Source organism: Luteimonas aestuarii, assembly GCF_004357985.1.
Lineage (GTDB): Bacteria > Pseudomonadota > Gammaproteobacteria > Xanthomonadales > Xanthomonadaceae > Luteimonas > Luteimonas aestuarii.
The window spans coordinates 371,099-384,980 of sequence record NZ_SMTF01000002.1; the positions used below are offsets into that span (position 1 = coordinate 371,099).

General features: G+C 68.3%; 17 protein-coding genes. 9 read left to right on the top strand and 8 right to left on the bottom strand.

Features of this window, described 5'->3' with window-relative positions; translation table 11 throughout:
* Positions 1 to 73 precede the first annotated feature (73 nt).
* Positions 74 to 556, top strand: a complete 483-nt coding sequence (locus E2F46_RS04160; RefSeq protein ID WP_133320809.1) for a hypothetical protein — start codon at positions 74 to 76, stop codon at positions 554 to 556.
* Here the strand turns inward: E2F46_RS04160 and E2F46_RS04165 are convergent.
* On the bottom strand, positions 546 to 1,376 hold the full coding sequence (locus E2F46_RS04165; protein WP_133320810.1) for a kinase: 831 nt from the start codon (positions 1,374 to 1,376) through the stop codon (positions 546 to 548). The two genes, E2F46_RS04160 and E2F46_RS04165, sit on opposite strands and share 11 nt — an antisense overlap.
* Before the next feature lie 17 nt (positions 1,377 to 1,393).
* Between E2F46_RS04165 and pdxH the strand changes: the two genes are divergently transcribed.
* On the top strand, positions 1,394 to 1,996 hold the full coding sequence (pdxH, locus tag E2F46_RS04170; protein ID WP_133320811.1) for a pyridoxamine 5'-phosphate oxidase: 603 nt from the start codon (positions 1,394 to 1,396) through the stop codon (positions 1,994 to 1,996).
* Positions 1,997 to 2,131: 135 nt separating this feature from the next.
* Positions 2,132 to 2,941 (top strand): cobalamin-binding protein, encoded by an 810-nt coding sequence (locus E2F46_RS04175; RefSeq protein WP_165967340.1) that lies wholly within the window; start codon positions 2,132 to 2,134, stop codon positions 2,939 to 2,941.
* Between the two features lie 60 nt (positions 2,942 to 3,001).
* On the opposite strand, the gene E2F46_RS04180 is transcribed toward E2F46_RS04175, so the two are convergent.
* From E2F46_RS04180 to E2F46_RS04190, 3 genes are read right to left on the bottom strand one after another with little or no spacing between them, the layout of a single operon-like run.
* Entirely contained in the window at positions 3,002 to 3,487 is a 486-nt protein-coding gene (locus tag E2F46_RS04180) for a DUF4426 domain-containing protein (protein ID WP_165967341.1), read from the bottom strand.
* Position 3,488: 1 nt separating this feature from the next.
* Positions 3,489 to 4,328: a pyrroline-5-carboxylate reductase gene (gene proC, locus E2F46_RS04185; protein ID WP_133320813.1), complete on the bottom strand. Its 840-nt coding sequence runs from the start codon at positions 4,326 to 4,328 to the stop codon at positions 3,489 to 3,491.
* A gap of 46 nt (positions 4,329 to 4,374) precedes the next feature.
* Positions 4,375 to 5,064 (bottom strand): YggS family pyridoxal phosphate-dependent enzyme, encoded by a 690-nt coding sequence (locus E2F46_RS04190; protein ID WP_133320814.1) that lies wholly within the window; start codon positions 5,062 to 5,064, stop codon positions 4,375 to 4,377.
* Between the two features lie 130 nt (positions 5,065 to 5,194).
* Between E2F46_RS04190 and E2F46_RS04195 the strand changes: the two genes are divergently transcribed.
* From E2F46_RS04195 to E2F46_RS04205, 3 genes are all read left to right on the top strand, one after another.
* Positions 5,195 to 6,232 (top strand): type IV pilus twitching motility protein PilT, encoded by a 1,038-nt coding sequence (locus E2F46_RS04195; RefSeq protein ID WP_133320815.1) that lies wholly within the window; start codon positions 5,195 to 5,197, stop codon positions 6,230 to 6,232.
* A 69-nt stretch (positions 6,233 to 6,301) separates the two neighbouring features.
* Positions 6,302 to 7,432 carry a PilT/PilU family type 4a pilus ATPase gene (locus E2F46_RS04200; RefSeq protein ID WP_133320816.1) on the top strand — a complete coding sequence of 377 codons (1,131 nt, stop codon included), beginning with the start codon at positions 6,302 to 6,304 and terminating at the stop codon, positions 7,430 to 7,432.
* 125 nt (positions 7,433 to 7,557) lie between these two features.
* Positions 7,558 to 8,184 (top strand): superoxide dismutase, encoded by a 627-nt coding sequence (locus E2F46_RS04205; RefSeq protein ID WP_133320817.1) that lies wholly within the window; start codon positions 7,558 to 7,560, stop codon positions 8,182 to 8,184.
* Between the two features lie 66 nt (positions 8,185 to 8,250).
* Here the strand turns inward: E2F46_RS04205 and E2F46_RS04210 are convergent, their stop codons facing one another.
* Complete coding sequence (locus E2F46_RS04210; protein ID WP_133320818.1) at positions 8,251 to 8,796, bottom strand: DNA-3-methyladenine glycosylase I; 546 nt, start codon at positions 8,794 to 8,796, stop codon at positions 8,251 to 8,253.
* 62 nt (positions 8,797 to 8,858) lie between these two features.
* Between E2F46_RS04210 and E2F46_RS04215 the strand changes: the two genes are divergently transcribed.
* The 3 genes from E2F46_RS04215 to E2F46_RS04225 are packed head-to-tail and all read left to right on the top strand — an operon-like array spanning position 8,859 to position 10,864.
* Complete coding sequence (locus tag E2F46_RS04215) at positions 8,859 to 9,422, top strand: YqgE/AlgH family protein (protein ID WP_133320819.1); 564 nt, start codon at positions 8,859 to 8,861, stop codon at positions 9,420 to 9,422.
* Positions 9,419 to 9,880: a Holliday junction resolvase RuvX gene (gene ruvX, locus E2F46_RS04220; RefSeq protein ID WP_133320820.1), complete on the top strand. Its 462-nt coding sequence runs from the start codon at positions 9,419 to 9,421 to the stop codon at positions 9,878 to 9,880. The genes E2F46_RS04215 and ruvX overlap by 4 nt, the downstream gene beginning before the upstream one ends.
* A 51-nt stretch (positions 9,881 to 9,931) precedes the next feature.
* Complete coding sequence (locus E2F46_RS04225; protein WP_133320821.1) at positions 9,932 to 10,864, top strand: aspartate carbamoyltransferase catalytic subunit; 933 nt, start codon at positions 9,932 to 9,934, stop codon at positions 10,862 to 10,864.
* 63 nt (positions 10,865 to 10,927) lie between these two features.
* Here the strand turns inward: E2F46_RS04225 and E2F46_RS04230 are convergent, their stop codons facing one another.
* The 3 genes from E2F46_RS04230 to mgtE form a co-directional block, all read right to left on the bottom strand.
* Positions 10,928 to 11,422, bottom strand: coding sequence for a hypothetical protein (locus tag E2F46_RS04230; protein ID WP_133320822.1), 495 nt, complete (start codon positions 11,420 to 11,422; stop codon positions 10,928 to 10,930).
* Positions 11,423 to 11,528: 106 nt separating this feature from the next.
* Positions 11,529 to 11,969 (bottom strand): carboxylesterase family protein, encoded by a 441-nt coding sequence (locus E2F46_RS17845; RefSeq protein ID WP_425599798.1) that lies wholly within the window; start codon positions 11,967 to 11,969, stop codon positions 11,529 to 11,531.
* Positions 11,970 to 12,354: 385 nt separating this feature from the next.
* Entirely contained in the window at positions 12,355 to 13,716 is a 1,362-nt protein-coding gene (mgtE, locus tag E2F46_RS04240) for a magnesium transporter (protein ID WP_133320824.1), read from the bottom strand.
* Positions 13,717 to 13,882: the final 166 nt, after the last annotated feature.

Here is a 13,882-nt window from a genome sequence, read left to right on the forward strand (position 1 = left end):
CATGCAGATCGGGCAGTGACCGCAGCTCAGGGCAGGTTTGGGATCGAATCGACACAGGAACGGGAGAACGATGATGGCGAAGCATGTTTTGCGCTGGGCACCGGCCTGCACGCTGCCGCTGCTGCTGGTGGCATGCGATGCGGCGGGGGAGGCGCAACCAGCGACCACCGCCGCTGCGATGCAAACCGCGCCTGATGCAGTGGAAGTCGTGGATACCCTGCCGTTGCGACGTGGCTTCTACGTCCGCAACGACGACACCTGCGCCGCGCCGTCGAATGCGACGCTGGCGCTGGTGCGACGCGACGGCATCACCAGCTGCGATTTCACCGCCATCCAACGGATCGGCGAATCGCGCTATCGCGTGCAGGAAACCTGCAAGGACCACCAGGGGCCGGCACCGTCGACCTACGAGTTGACGCAGGAATATGAAATCCTCGCCGAAGATCGCTACCGGGTGACCTACGAATACGGCGAGACGGTCGAGTTCGGGTTCTGCCCGCAGCAGAGCCTGCCGGAGCCGTGGAAGACCAACGACATCTCCGATCTCATCGACTAGCGTCGCTTGAAGTCATGGGCCTGCGTTCGGCGTCCAGCGCAACGACCAGGCTGGCCATCGCCGGCAGCGCGTTCAACGCCTGCCGGCTCACCCGTTCGTAGTGCTGCACGAAGCGTTCGACCTGCGCCCGGGTCATGCCCGTGCGCGATGGGTCGCGTGCCTGCAGCGATTGCTCCTGCTGCCAGCGCCAGTCGGGCACCACGTCGAAGCCGGGCGGCTGCAGGAACAACAGACGGTCGATGCGCGCCCACAACGCCGGGTAGTCGCGCGCCAGCGCGTCGTTGCACCAGCGCCGCCAGGTGCCGTCGGGGTCCTCGTCGCGTTCCACCGCGTTGAGCGGTTCGATCAACGCGTCCGCCTGCTGCGCGGGCGTGCCCAGGCACCAGCCTTCGAACACGACGAGGTGGTCGCCGCTGGTCTCGTGCCACTGCGCGTCGGGCAGGCGCCGGTCGGCCAGTTTGTCGAAGGCGGGCACGCGCACGGCATCGCCCGCGCACAGGCGGTCGAGCGTGGCGCAGGCAAGGGCGACATCATGCGTGCCCGGTGGGCCGCGGGTGGCGAGCAGCGGGTGGACGTCGCGCGCGAGTCGCAAGCGTTGCGGACGGTCGAGGTAGAAGTCGTCCAGCGATACCGCCATCGCCCGCAGGCCGTGGGATGCGGCGGCCTGCACAAGCTGCGCTGCCAGCGTGGACTTGCCGGTGCCCTGCAGGCCGGAAATGCCGAGGACGTGCGTATCGTGCGCCAGCGCGTCGTCCAGCACGCGGGCGACGAAATCGTCCGAGAAACCGGCAGGCGGGGTGGGGTGCGCGGCGGGCGGCATCGCGCGACAATAGCGCAATGACCTGCGATGCCCTGCTGGAAGAAGCCCTCGCCACGTTCGCGCGCCTGTTCGACGAGGCGCAGGCCGCGGGCGAGCCCGACCGCACCGCGATGACGGTCGCGACCGCCACACGGGATGCACGTCCCTCCGCGCGCACCGTACTGCTGAAGCAGCATGACGCACGCGGCTTCGTGTTCTACACCCACCTCGATGGCCGCAAGGGCCGCGAGCTGCAGGACAACCCGCAGGCCGCGCTGCTGTTCCACTGGCCGCGCGTGCGCAACGGCGTGCAGGTCCGCATCGAAGGCGGCGTGGTCACCGTGGCCGACGACGAGGCCGACGCGTACTTCGCCTCGCGGCCGCGCGGTAGCCAGTTGGGCGCGTGGGCTTCGAAGCAATCGGAGACGTTGGAAGCCCGCGAGGATTTCGACCGCCGGATCGCCGAACTGGAGCGCGAATTCGAGGGCCGCGAAGTGCCGCGCCCGCCGCGCTGGACCGGCCTGCGCGTGCGCCCGGAGCGCATCGAGTTCTGGTACGGCGCCGAATACCGCCTGCACGAACGCTGGGTGTACGAACTGGACTGCATGGGCCAGTGCAGCAAGCGGATGCTGTATCCGTGAGTGGCGCCAGGCAGATCCGTCCGTGGCGATGATGATGAACGCGTCGTCGCGCGTTAATGGGCTAGACGACCGCGCGCTGCCTCTGCGGCCGGAGCCCTGTCCGTCGCGGCCCAAGCCGGTGCTGCGGATGCGGGGATGCAGGCGATGATCGGCCCGCAACGCATCGTCTGCCTGACCGAGGAACCTACCGAAGTCCTGTACGCATTGGGCGAGCAGGACCGGATCGTCGGCATCAGCGGCTTCACCGTGCGTCCGCCGCGTGCGCGCAAGGAGAAGCCGAAGGTCAGCGCGTTCACCAGCGCGAAGATCGACGAGATACTGAGGCTCGAGCCGGATTTGGTGGTCGGCTTCTCCGACATCCAGGCCGACATCGCCGCCGAGCTGGTGCGGCGCGGCGTGGAGGTGTGGATCTCCAACCATCGCAGTGTCGACGGCATCGTCGACTACGTGCGCCGTCTGGGTGCGTTGGCGGGCGCGTCGGCAAAGGCAGGCGCCTACGCCGATGACCTGCAGCGCGGACTGGATGCGATCGAGAGCGAGACAGCGCTCCTGCCACGGCGGCCGAAGGTCTACTTCGAGGAGTGGGACGAGCCGATCATCACCGGCATCCGCTGGGTGGCGGAGCTGGTGCGCATCGCCGGCGGCGACGACGTGTTCCCGGAGCTGTCCGTCGAGCCCCTGGCAAAAGCGCGCATCCTCGCCAACGGCGACCCGGTGGTCGCGCGTGCGCCGGACATCATCCTCGGCTCGTGGTGCGGCAAGAAGTTCCGCCCGGAGAAGGTGGCCGCGCGCCCCGGCTGGGATGCCATCCCCGCCGTGCGCGATGGCGAGCTGCACGAGATCAAGTCGCCGCTGATCCTGCAGCCGGGTCCGGCGGCGTTGACCGATGGCGTGCGACAGATCGCCGGCATCATCCGGGCCTGGTCGGAGAAGCCGTCCCGCTGACTCAGCCATCTTGCTGTTCTTGGATGACGAGGGGGCCGGCGCTGCGGAGTGCGCCGGGCGCTACGGCCGGAATACCTCGCGGGTGAACTCCAGGCGCGCAGCGCCGGCCTCGCCGGCATCCGCCAGGATGTCGAACGTCAGCGTATCCGGCGGCGCGACACGCACCTCGCCGACGTAGTCGATGAATCCGTCGCTGCGTACTTCGCGCATCCCGACCGGCCGGCGCACGCCGCGCAGGTCGCGCACGCCGACCTGCAGCGTGGCGGGCAGCGAAGCTTCCACATTGCCGTCCACCCGTCGCGCCCCCACCAGCAGCAGGACCGTGCGCGCGTTGCGCTGCACGCCGTAGCGGGCGGCGATGGCGTCGTTCAGGGATGAAGTTGGCGCGATGCTGGCCTGCAGCCGCAAATCGCCCGACTGGACCTCGGCGGGTTCGCGCGCCGCATTCATCTGCGCCGCGATCTCGTCCTGCGAGGCGGGTCGCCCGCCGCAGGCTGCCAGCAGCAGTGTCGCGGTCGCGGCCGTAAGCAAGGTGCGGCCACGCATGTCAGTCGTTCGCCGCCGACAGTTCGCCGCCACGTCGCGTGGCATTGGCGATGGCGGCCCCGACCAGCGTGCGCAGGCCGCCGGCCTCGAAGGTCTCGATGGCCGCCTGCGTGGTGCCGCCGGGCGAGGTGACGCGGCGGCGCAGTTCCGCCGGCGCTTCGCCGGATTCCACCAGCATTCGTGCCGCCCCGAGTACGGTCTGCAGCACCAGGGTGCGGGCCGCATCGTCGGGCAGGCCTTGCGCCTTTGCGGCGTCTTCCATGGCCTCGGCCAGCAGGAACACGTAGGCCGGGCCACTGCCGGATACGGCGGTCACCGCGTCCATGCGTGTTTCGTCTTCGATCCAGACCGTCTCGCCGGCCGCCGACAGCAGCGCCTCGGCGCGCGCACGGCCCGCGGTATCGACGGCCGCATTCGCGAACAGGCCGGTCACGCCAGCGCCCAACAGGGCCGGGGTATTGGGCATCGTGCGCACCACGGGCAGGCCGCCGCCCAGCCAGCGGTCGAGCTGGGTGGAGGTGATGCCGGCTGCGATCGACACCACCACCGGGCGCTGCGCCTGCGCGACCGCCGACAGTGCGGCGCAGACGTCACGCATCACCTGCGGCTTGACCGCGAAGAACCAGGTGTCCGCGCCTTCGACGGCAGCCGCGGCATCGGCGAAGACGGCTACGCCGAAGTCACTCGACAGCGACTCGCGTGCGGTGGCATCCGGTTCGGCGACGCGGATCGCGGCCGGGTCCGTGCCCGCGGCGACCAGGCCGCCGATCAGGCTGCGCGCCATGTTGCCGCCACCGATGAAGGCGGTGGTGCCGGGGGATGGGGTGCGGCTTGCATTCATGCCGCCACCCTAGCGCGTCGTGGCCGGCGCTGCATGCCGTGGCGGGTCATGCGCTGTCGCCGGCTGGCCGGCGTGCACCGAACAGCGCCGTGCCGACGCGCACCATGGTCGCGCCTTCGGCGATCGCCAGTTCCAGGTCGTCGCTCATCCCCATCGACAGCGTGTCGACCTGCGGGTGGCGCAGCGCCAACGCGTCGAACAGCGCCTTCATCCGCCGGAACGCATCGCGCCGCCGGGCCTCGTCCGGATGCGGTGCCGGGATCGCCATCAGCCCACGCAGCGCGAGGTTGGGGTGGGCGGCAATGGCGGTGGCCAAAGCCTCCACGTCGCCAGGTTGGCAACCGTGCTTGCTGGCTTCGTCGTCGATGTTCACCTGCACCAGCACGTTCAGCGGGGCGCGACCGGCCCCGCGGTGCGTCGCCAGGGCCTGCACCAGCTTGTTCCGGTCCACGGTCTGCACCCAGTCGAACAGTCCAGCCGCCTGCCGGGCCTTGTTCGACTGCAGGTGGCCGATGAGGTGCCACTCCAGCCCCGTGCCGGCCAATGTGGCGATCTTTCCCGCCGCCTCCTGCACGTAGTTCTCGCCGAACGCGCACTGGCCCTGCGCGGCGATGGCCGCGATGTCGTCGGCCGGGCGGGTCTTGGATACCGCCAGCAACCGGGGACGTGACCCGCTTCCGGCGGGAATCGCGTTTTCAATCCTTTGCAGGACGTCGTGCAGGGTGCTTGCTGGCAAGTCCGGTTATCCGCTTGATGGGGCTGGAATTGTGATGTGCGTACAGGGCTATACTGCCTGCCGGGGATAGGCTGTCGCCAGCGGGACGGGCGGGCCTGGATCGCAACAGTTGCTGTTCAGGGGAGCAAGCATGGATATCGCCGAACTTCTGGCGTTCTCGGTCAAGAACAAGGCCTCGGACCTGCACCTGTCCGCGGGCCTGCCGCCGATGATCCGCGTGGACGGCGACGTCCGGCGCATCAACATCCCGGCGCTGGACCACAAGCAGGTGCACGCGCTGATCTACGACATCATGTCGGACAAGCAGCGCCGCGACTACGAGGAATTCCTCGAGACCGACTTCTCGTTCGAGATCCCGGGGCTGGCGCGCTTCCGCGTGAATGCGTTCAACCAGAACCGCGGCGCCGGCGCCGTGTTCCGGACGGTGCCGTCCGAAGTGCTGACGCTGGAAGACCTGGGTTGCCCGCCCATCTTCCGCCAGCTGATCGAGCAGCCGCAGGGGTTGATCCTGGTCACCGGGCCCACCGGCTCGGGCAAGTCGACCACGCTGGCGGCGATGATCGACCACATCAACAAGAGCGAATACGGCCACATCCTCACCATCGAGGACCCGATCGAATTCGTGCACACCTCGCAGAAGTGCCTGATCAACCAGCGCGAGGTGCACCGCGACACCCACGGCTTCAACGAGGCATTGCGCTCGGCGCTGCGCGAGGACCCGGACATCGTGCTGGTCGGCGAGCTGCGCGACCTGGAGACCATCCGCCTGGCGCTGACCGCCGCGGAGACGGGCCACCTGGTGTTCGGCACGCTGCATACCTCCAGCGCGGCCAAGACCATCGACCGCATCATCGACGTGTTCCCCGCCGGCGAGAAGCCGATGGTGCGTTCGATGCTGTCCGAATCGCTGCGCGCGGTGATTTCGCAGGCGCTGCTGAAGAAGGTCGGCGGCGGGCGCACCGCGGCCTGGGAAATCATGGTCGGCATCCCGGCCATCCGCAACCTGATCCGCGAGGACAAGGTGGCGCAGATGTACTCGGCCATCCAGACCGGCCAGCAGTACGGGATGATGACCCTCGACCAGCACCTGCAGGACCTGGTGAAGCGCGGCATGATCACCCGCCCGCAGGCCAGGGATTACGCCAAGGACAAGCGTCTTTTCGAATGATTTGGCTCCTTCCCCCGCGAGCGGGGGAAGGCTGGGATGGGGGCAGCCCCACCGCTTCGGAGTTCCATCATGAGCAGTATCGATTTCACCTCGTTCCTCAAGCTGATGGCGCACCAGAAGGCGTCGGACCTGTTCATCACCGCGGGCATGCCGCCGTCGATGAAGGTCCACGGCAAGATCTCGCCGATCACCCAGAACCCGCTGACGCCGCAGCAGTCGCGCGACCTGGTGCTGAACGTGATGTCGCCGCCGCAGCGCGAGGAGTTCGAGAAGACCCACGAGTGCAACTTCGCCATCGGCGTGGCCGGCGTGGGGCGCTTCCGCGTGTCGTGCTTCTACCAGCGCAACCAGGTGGGCATGGTGCTGCGCCGGATCGAGACCCGCATCCCCAGCATCGAAGAGCTGAACCTGCCGCCGATCATCAAGACCCTGGCGATGACCAAGCGCGGCATCATCATCTTCGTCGGTGCCACCGGCACGGGTAAATCCACGTCGCTGGCGTCGATGATCGGCTACCGCAACCAGAACTCGACCGGCCACATCATCACCATCGAGGACCCGATCGAGTTCGTGCACAAGCACGAGGGGTGCATCATCACCCAGCGCGAGGTCGGCATCGACACCGACACCTGGGAGAACGCGCTGAAGAACACCCTGCGCCAGGCGCCGGACGTGATCATGATCGGCGAGGTGCGCACCCGCGAAGGCATGGACCACGCCATCGCCTTCGCCGAGACCGGCCACCTGGTGCTGTGCACCCTGCACGCCAACAACGCCAACCAGGCGATGGACCGCATCATCAACTTCTTCCCGGAAGACCGCCGCAACCAGCTGCTGATGGATCTCTCGCTCAACCTCAAGGGCGTGGTGGCGCAGCAGCTGATCCCCACGCCGGACGGCAAGGGCCGCCGGGTGGCGATGGAGATCATGCTGGGCACGCCGCTGGTGCAGGACTACATCCGCGATGGCGAGATCCACAAGCTCAAGGAAGTGATGAAGGAATCCACCAACCTCGGGATGAAGACCTTCGACCAGAGCCTGTTCGAGCTGTACCAGGCCGGCGAGATCAGCTACGAGGATGCCCTGCGCTACGCCGACTCCGCCAACGAAGTGCGCCTGCGCATCAAGCTGGCCCAGGGCGGCGACGCACGCACGCTGGCGCAGGGGCTGGACGGCGTGGAGGTTGCGGAAGCGAACTGAGGCGCACTGTTCCGGGGCAAGGCGTGGAAAGGGCGCTTCGGCGCCCTTTTCCTTTGCTGCCTTGTCGCCGTTTTTACCCGTTCCGTAGGACAATGCCCGGCGAATCCCCTCAAGCGGAGCCAGACATGCCCTTTACCCTCCCCAAGCTGCCGTACGCCTACGACGCGCTCGAACCGCACATCGACGCGCAGACGATGGAAATCCACCACACCAAGCACCACCAGACCTACATCAACAATGCCAACGCTGCGCTGGAAGGCACCGAGTGGGCCGACAAGTCGGCCGAAGAGATCATCGCCGACCTCGACGCGCTGCCGGAAGACAAGCGCGGTCCGCTGCGCAACAACGCCGGCGGCCACGCCAACCACTCGCTGTTCTGGACGGTGATGTCGCCCGAGGGCGGCGGCAACCCGGTTGGCGAAGTCGCCAAGCGCATCGACGGCGACCTCGGCGGTTTCGATGCGTTCAAGGAGGCCTTCACCAAGGCCGCGCTGACCCGTTTCGGCAGCGGCTGGGCCTGGCTGAGCACCGACAGGAATGGCGTGCTGAAGGTCGAGAGCAGCGCCAACCAGGACAATCCGCTGATGAAGGGCATCGGGTCGGGCAATACGCCGATCCTGGGCCTGGACGTATGGGAGCACGCCTACTACCTGAAGTACCAGAATCGTCGTCCGGACTACATCGGCGCGTTCTACAACGTCATCGACTGGAACGAGGTCGAACGTCGTTACCAGGAGGCGGTGAAGGGCTGATCCTGCCAGCCATGTGTCACCAACGGGCCGCCTTCGCGGCCCGTTTCGTTACGGGCGCCCCGGGGGTCATGCGGCCTTGCGGGCCCGGGCGATCTTTTTCATGACCGGGCAATCCGGCCGGTGCGCGCCGGGCAGGTAGCCCAGGCTCATCAGGAATTCGCCGGTGATCTCGCCGCCGGTGAAGCGGAAGGTCTTCCTGAACAGCTTCACCCACGATGCCTTGTCGCGGGGAACGGCGTGTTCGTCGCAAACGTTCGCATCCAGCCAGTCGATGAAACCGCCATGCGACTTGCGCAGGCCGCGGATGACCTGGGCGTTGTGGATCGCCGCCTCCACCTTCAGCCGGTTGCGGATGATGCCGGGGTCGGCCAGCAGCCGTTCGCGATCCTGGTCGCCGTAGCGCGCCACCTTGTCCACGTTGAAGCCGGAATAGGCGCGGCGGAAGCCGTCGCGCTTCTTGAGGATCGTCTCCCAGCTCAGGCCGGCCTGGTTGATCTCCAGCAGCAGGCGTTCGAACAGCACCGACTCGTCCCGCTGCGGGAAGCCATACTCGGTGTCGTGGTAGGGCCCGTGGACCGGGTGCCCGGGGGCGAAGTCGCAGTAGCCGCTCATGGCGCGCAGTGTAGATCGCCGGCGCGGCGAGGTGCGTGGACGCGCCGCGATAGAATGCCGGCATGCCGACGCTCTCGCCGCCGCTGGCCAACCAGTTCCTCGTCGCCCTGCCGGCACTGGCCGATCCCCATTTCGCGCGGGGCGTGGTGCTGGTCTGCCAGCACGACGACGACGGCGCGATGGGGGTCGTGGTCAATCGTGGCTCGGAGTACACGCTGGGCGAGGTCTTCCGGCAGATGGACATCGCCTGCGACGATGCCACCCTGCGCGACCGCCGCGTGCTGGCCGGTGGTCCGGTGCATCCGGAGCGTGGTTTCGTGGTGCACGACGGCGCGGGCTGGGACTCCAGCCTGGCGATCGGCAACGGCCTGCGGCTGACCACTTCGCGCGACGTGCTGGAGGCGATGGCGCGCGGGGAGGGGCCAGGACGCAGCATGGTGGCGTTGGGCTGCGCCGGCTGGGGTGCGGGGCAACTGGAGCACGAGCTGTCCGAGAACAGCTGGCTGACCGTGCCGGCCGACGCCGGGGTGCTGTTCGACCTGCCGCTGGATGCGCGCTGGCAGGCGTCGGCGGGGCGTATCGGCATCGACCTGCTGCAGATGACCGGATACACGGGCCGCGCATGAGTGAAACGACCATCCGTCCCGATGGCACCGTGATGGGCTTCGACGTGGGCGCGCGCCGCATCGGGGTCGCGGTTGGCAGTGCCTTCAGCGCGCGCGGCCGCCCCGTGGGCGTGGTGGATGTGCGCGACGACGCCATCGACTGGACGGCGATCGATCGCCTGCAGCGCGAGTGGCGCCCGGACGGCTGCGTGGTGGGCGACCCGATGACGCTTGACGGCGGCGACCAGCCGATCCGCGCGCGAGCGCATGCCTTTGCGCGCGAGTTGCGGCAGCGCTACCGGGTGCCGGTGGTGCTGGTGGACGAGCGCAGCAGTTCGATCGAAGCGGCCCGGCGTTTCGCCGGGGAACGCGCCGAGGGCCGCAGCCGGCGCAAGGACGCCGCCGCGCTGGATGCGGTGGCCGCCGCGATCATCGTCGAGCGCTGGCTGGCGGCGCCACGGGACGCCACGCCGGTCTAGCCGGGTGGTGCAAGCACACGCAACGGCCGGGATTTCCGCGACAATGTGCGCATGAGCCTGCAGATCGACGCCGAAGGCAACCTCCGCCACCTGTTGACCCTCGACGGCCTGCCACGCCCGGCGCTTGAAGGCCTGCTGTCGCGCGCGCAGGCGTTCGCCGACGGCGCGGATGCGCGGCACGTGCTGTCGGGCAAGGCGGTGTGCACGCTGTTCTTCGAACCTTCCACACGCACCCGGCTGAGCTTCCAGCGTGCGGCGCAGCGGCTGGGTGCCGACGTGCTGGGCTTCGATGCCGCCACCTCGTCCACCACGAAGGGCGAGACCGCGCGCGACACGCTGAAGAACATCGAGGCGATGGGTGTGCATGGGTTCGTCATCCGGCATTCGGAGGACGGTGCCGTCGAGGCGCTGGCCGGGGCGGTGGAAGCAGGCACTGCGCTGGTCAATGCCGGCGATGGCCGCAGCGCGCATCCCACGCAGGGCCTGCTGGACATGCTGACCCTGCGCCAGGCGCTGGGCACGGATCTTTCGACGCGCACTTTCCTGATCGTCGGCGACGTCAGGCACTCGCGGGTCGCACGCTCCGACCTGCATGCGCTACGCACGTTGGGTGCGGGCGAGATCCGGGTCTGCGGCCCCGCATCGTTGCTGCCCGATGCCGTCACCCTTGACGGGTGCACGGTGGGACACGATTTCGACGCGATGCTCGACGGCGTCGACGCGATCATGATGCTGCGCCTGCAGCGCGAACGCATGGCCGAGGGGCTGGTGTCGTCGCTGGACGACTATCATCGCGATTACGGCCTGACCGAAGCCCGCGTCGCGCGCGCGGCGGATGGCGTCGCGGTGATGCATCCCGGCCCGATGAACCGCGGGGTGGAAATCGATGACGCCGTGGCCGATGGCCCGCGTTCGCTGATCCTGCGCCAGGTGGCCAACGGCGTGGCGGTGCGGATGGCAGTGATGGAAGCGCTGTTGCGCTGACCCGAGCATCGCGCCGCGCATCGCGGCACGATGCTTGCATGGCGTCGCCGCAGCGCATTGCCTTCAGCCGCGCAGTGCCTGGACCCTGGCGTCGATCTCGGCCCGGTGCGTCCGCACGAATTCGACGTTGCGCCGGCTGATGCCCTCGGGAAGGTCCTGCAGCAGGCCGGCATCCATCGCGCCCTGCGCCATCAGTGCACCCAGCAACTGCTCGCTGGTCCGGGCGTAGTCGTGCGTGGACAGGCCGGCCCGGGCGATGGCGCCGCGAAGCGCGGGGGATGCCTCGAGGCGCGCGGCGAATGCGGCGGCGTCTTCCTCGGACAGGTCCATCGCGGGGTCGAGCGAGGGATCGTCCTCCACGGCGGCAGCCAGCAGCGGTTGTGCGTTGAAGAAGGCGTCCACGTTGCCACGTGTCAGCAGGAACCCGGCTTCTTCCGCTTGCGTACTGGCGGCAGCATTGCCCGTCGCCGCGGCGGATTGGGTGGCCTGTGCCGGCGACGACGCGGGGGAGCACGCGGCAAGCAGCAGGACGAGGAACAGGACAGGGGCTGGTTTCACTGACGGCGCTCCGGGATGAAGGGGGCGCGCATCATGTCGGGCGAGGTGCGGTGCCGCAATGGGCCGGAAGCGGGGGTGACGAGCGTCCCGCCACCCGGTAATGCGGTCAGCGCTGGCTGCGATCCTGCGAAAAAGCCCAGTCCCACAAGGCCGGAGTGCGCGAATAGGCTGCGTCCCAGCTGTTGTGGTTGGCGTCGGGGAATTCGGTGAAGCGTGCATTTTCCGCGCCGGCTGCCTGCAGGGCCTCGGCCATGCGACGCGAATACTCGGGCAACACCACGTCATCGAGCGCACCGTGGAAAATCCAGGTCGGCACATGCCTGACCCGCTGCGCGACGAACGCATAGGGATCGGCCTGGCCCGCAAGCCCGCGGACGTCCATCGATGGACGGTTCGGGTGCACCAGGCCACCGCAGACCGGCACCAGCGCCGCGAAGCGGTCCGGCGCGCGCATCCCGTAATCCCACACGCCATAGCCGCCCATCGACATCCCGGTCAAGACCACGCGGTCCGGGTTGCCACCGAACTCCTCCATCGCAGCATCCATCTGCGCGAACACGACGCGTTCAAGCTGGTTCCACTCGGCGTGGAGTGGTGCCTGCGGAAAGACCACGATCGCGGGGAAGGTGTCCGCATGGGCGCGCACGTAAGGGCCGAGGCCCACTTCGGCCTGCTTGCGGTTCTCGCTGCCACGCTCGCCCGAGCCGTGCAGGAACACCACCATGGGGGGCTTGCCTTCCACCGATCCCCGCGCAGGTGCGAACACCTGGTAGCGATAGGCCTTGCCATCCACCTCGATCTCGCGTTCGAGGAACACGCCGCGCGCCGGCAACGGGGAGATCATCGTCCTCAACGTCGAGCAGCCGGCCAGTGCAAGGATCAGCAGGCACCACGAGAGCAGTCGGAAGGGCATGTGGGGTCTCCAGTCACGGTCAGCGCAGGATGATCAGGGTGGCCAGGCCGAGGAAGCTGAAGAATCCCATGATGTCCGTGACGGCCGTGACCACGACGGTCCCGGCCACGGCTGGATCGACCCGCATGCGCTTGAGCAGCAGCGGTACCAGCACCCCGGCCAGCGCAGCCGAACAGAAATTGATCAGCAGCGCCGTGGCGATCACCAGCGACAGCAGCCAGTCGTGGAACCAGACCAGCGCGACCAGTCCGACGAGGGCACCGATCAGCAGACCGTTGATCAGCGCGACGCGAATTTCCTTCCACAGCAGGATGCCCGCGTTGCTGGAGCCCACCTGCCCGAGCGCCAGGCCACGCACCATCAACGTCAGGACCTGCACCGCCGCATTGCCGCCGATGCCAGCGACGATGGGCATCAGTACCGCCAGCGCGACGATCTGCTCGATGGTCGCCTCGAACCGGCCGATCACGAACGCCGCCATGAACGCGGTCAGAAGGTTGATGCCCAACCAGACCACGCGGCCGCGCACGGCGCGCCGGATGGGCGAGAAAAGGTCCTCGTCCTCATCCAGGCCGGCGGCGCCCAGCGCCTGGTGCTCGGCCTGCTCGCGGATGATGTCGACCACGTCGTCGACGGTGATGCGGCCGAGCAGCACATTGCCGTCATCGACCACGGGTGCCGACACCCAGTCGTTGTCGGAGAAGAGGCGTGCGACCTGTTCGGCCGATTCGTCGACGTGGATCGAGTCGAGTTCGTCGTCGATCAGCTTGTTGAGTGGCGTGCCCGGTTCGTGGGTCACCAGGTCCTGCAGCGCGACCCAACCGATCAGCTGGTGGCGGCGGTTCACCACGTACAGGTGGTCGGTGTGGTCGGGCAGTTCTCCGCGCAGGCGCAGGAACCGCAGCACCACGTCCACCGTGGTATCGGCGCGCACCGTCACCACGTCGGGATTCATCAATCGCCCGGCGGTATCTTCCGGGTACGACAGCACCTGTTCGAGCCGCTCGCGGTTCTCGCGGTCCATCGACCTGAGCAACTCGTCGATGACTGCGTCGGGCAGGTCCTCGACCAGGTCGGCCAGGTCGTCGATGTCGAGGTCTTCGACCGCGGCGACCAGTTCGTCCTGGTCCATGTCCGCGATCAGGCTTTCGCGCACCTCGTCGCCGACGTGGACCAGCACCTCGCCGTCGTCTTCGGGATCGACCAGGCCCCAGACCACCATGCGCTTGCCGGGCGGCAGGGATTCGAGCAGGTTGCCGATCTCGGCCGGCGCCAGGGTGTTGACCAGCCGCCGGACCGGACCGAGCCGGCCGCTGTCCAGCGCGTCGGACAGCAGGCGCAGCTGGCGCGCAGTCTTGTCGTGGCGGACGGCTTCGGCCATGCGCGGCTCCGGTGTGGCGGGTGGCGGGCCGTGCGGCGGGCGCGCCGGATCAGACGTTCATGCGCGCATTATCGCCCGTGCGCCTGCGGATGCCTACCATCGGCTGCAGGGCATGCATGCGCTGACCGGCGTGCGGCAGTGATCCCGACGGCCACGGCCGTGCCTC

Coding starts and splice junctions, on each gene's coding strand:
- E2F46_RS04160 (WP_133320809.1), top strand. CDS start 74: ATGGCGAAGCATGTTTTGCGCTGGGCACCGGCCTGCACGCTGCCGCTG.
- E2F46_RS04165 (WP_133320810.1), bottom strand. CDS start 1,376: ATGCCGCCCGCCGCGCACCCCACCCCGCCTGCCGGTTTCTCGGACGAT.
- pdxH (WP_133320811.1), top strand. CDS start 1,394: ATGACCTGCGATGCCCTGCTGGAAGAAGCCCTCGCCACGTTCGCGCGC.
- E2F46_RS04175 (WP_165967340.1), top strand. CDS start 2,132: ATGCAGGCGATGATCGGCCCGCAACGCATCGTCTGCCTGACCGAGGAA.
- E2F46_RS04180 (WP_165967341.1), bottom strand. CDS start 3,487: ATGCGTGGCCGCACCTTGCTTACGGCCGCGACCGCGACACTGCTGCTG.
- proC (WP_133320813.1), bottom strand. CDS start 4,328: ATGAATGCAAGCCGCACCCCATCCCCCGGCACCACCGCCTTCATCGGT.
- E2F46_RS04195 (WP_133320815.1), top strand. CDS start 5,195: ATGGATATCGCCGAACTTCTGGCGTTCTCGGTCAAGAACAAGGCCTCG.
- E2F46_RS04200 (WP_133320816.1), top strand. CDS start 6,302: ATGAGCAGTATCGATTTCACCTCGTTCCTCAAGCTGATGGCGCACCAG.
- E2F46_RS04205 (WP_133320817.1), top strand. CDS start 7,558: ATGCCCTTTACCCTCCCCAAGCTGCCGTACGCCTACGACGCGCTCGAA.
- E2F46_RS04210 (WP_133320818.1), bottom strand. CDS start 8,796: ATGAGCGGCTACTGCGACTTCGCCCCCGGGCACCCGGTCCACGGGCCC.
- E2F46_RS04215 (WP_133320819.1), top strand. CDS start 8,859: ATGCCGACGCTCTCGCCGCCGCTGGCCAACCAGTTCCTCGTCGCCCTG.
- ruvX (WP_133320820.1), top strand. CDS start 9,419: ATGAGTGAAACGACCATCCGTCCCGATGGCACCGTGATGGGCTTCGAC.
- E2F46_RS04225 (WP_133320821.1), top strand. CDS start 9,932: ATGAGCCTGCAGATCGACGCCGAAGGCAACCTCCGCCACCTGTTGACC.
- E2F46_RS17845 (WP_425599798.1), bottom strand. CDS start 11,969: ATGGATGCTGCGATGGAGGAGTTCGGTGGCAACCCGGACCGCGTGGTC.
- mgtE (WP_133320824.1), bottom strand. CDS start 13,716: ATGGCCGAAGCCGTCCGCCACGACAAGACTGCGCGCCAGCTGCGCCTG.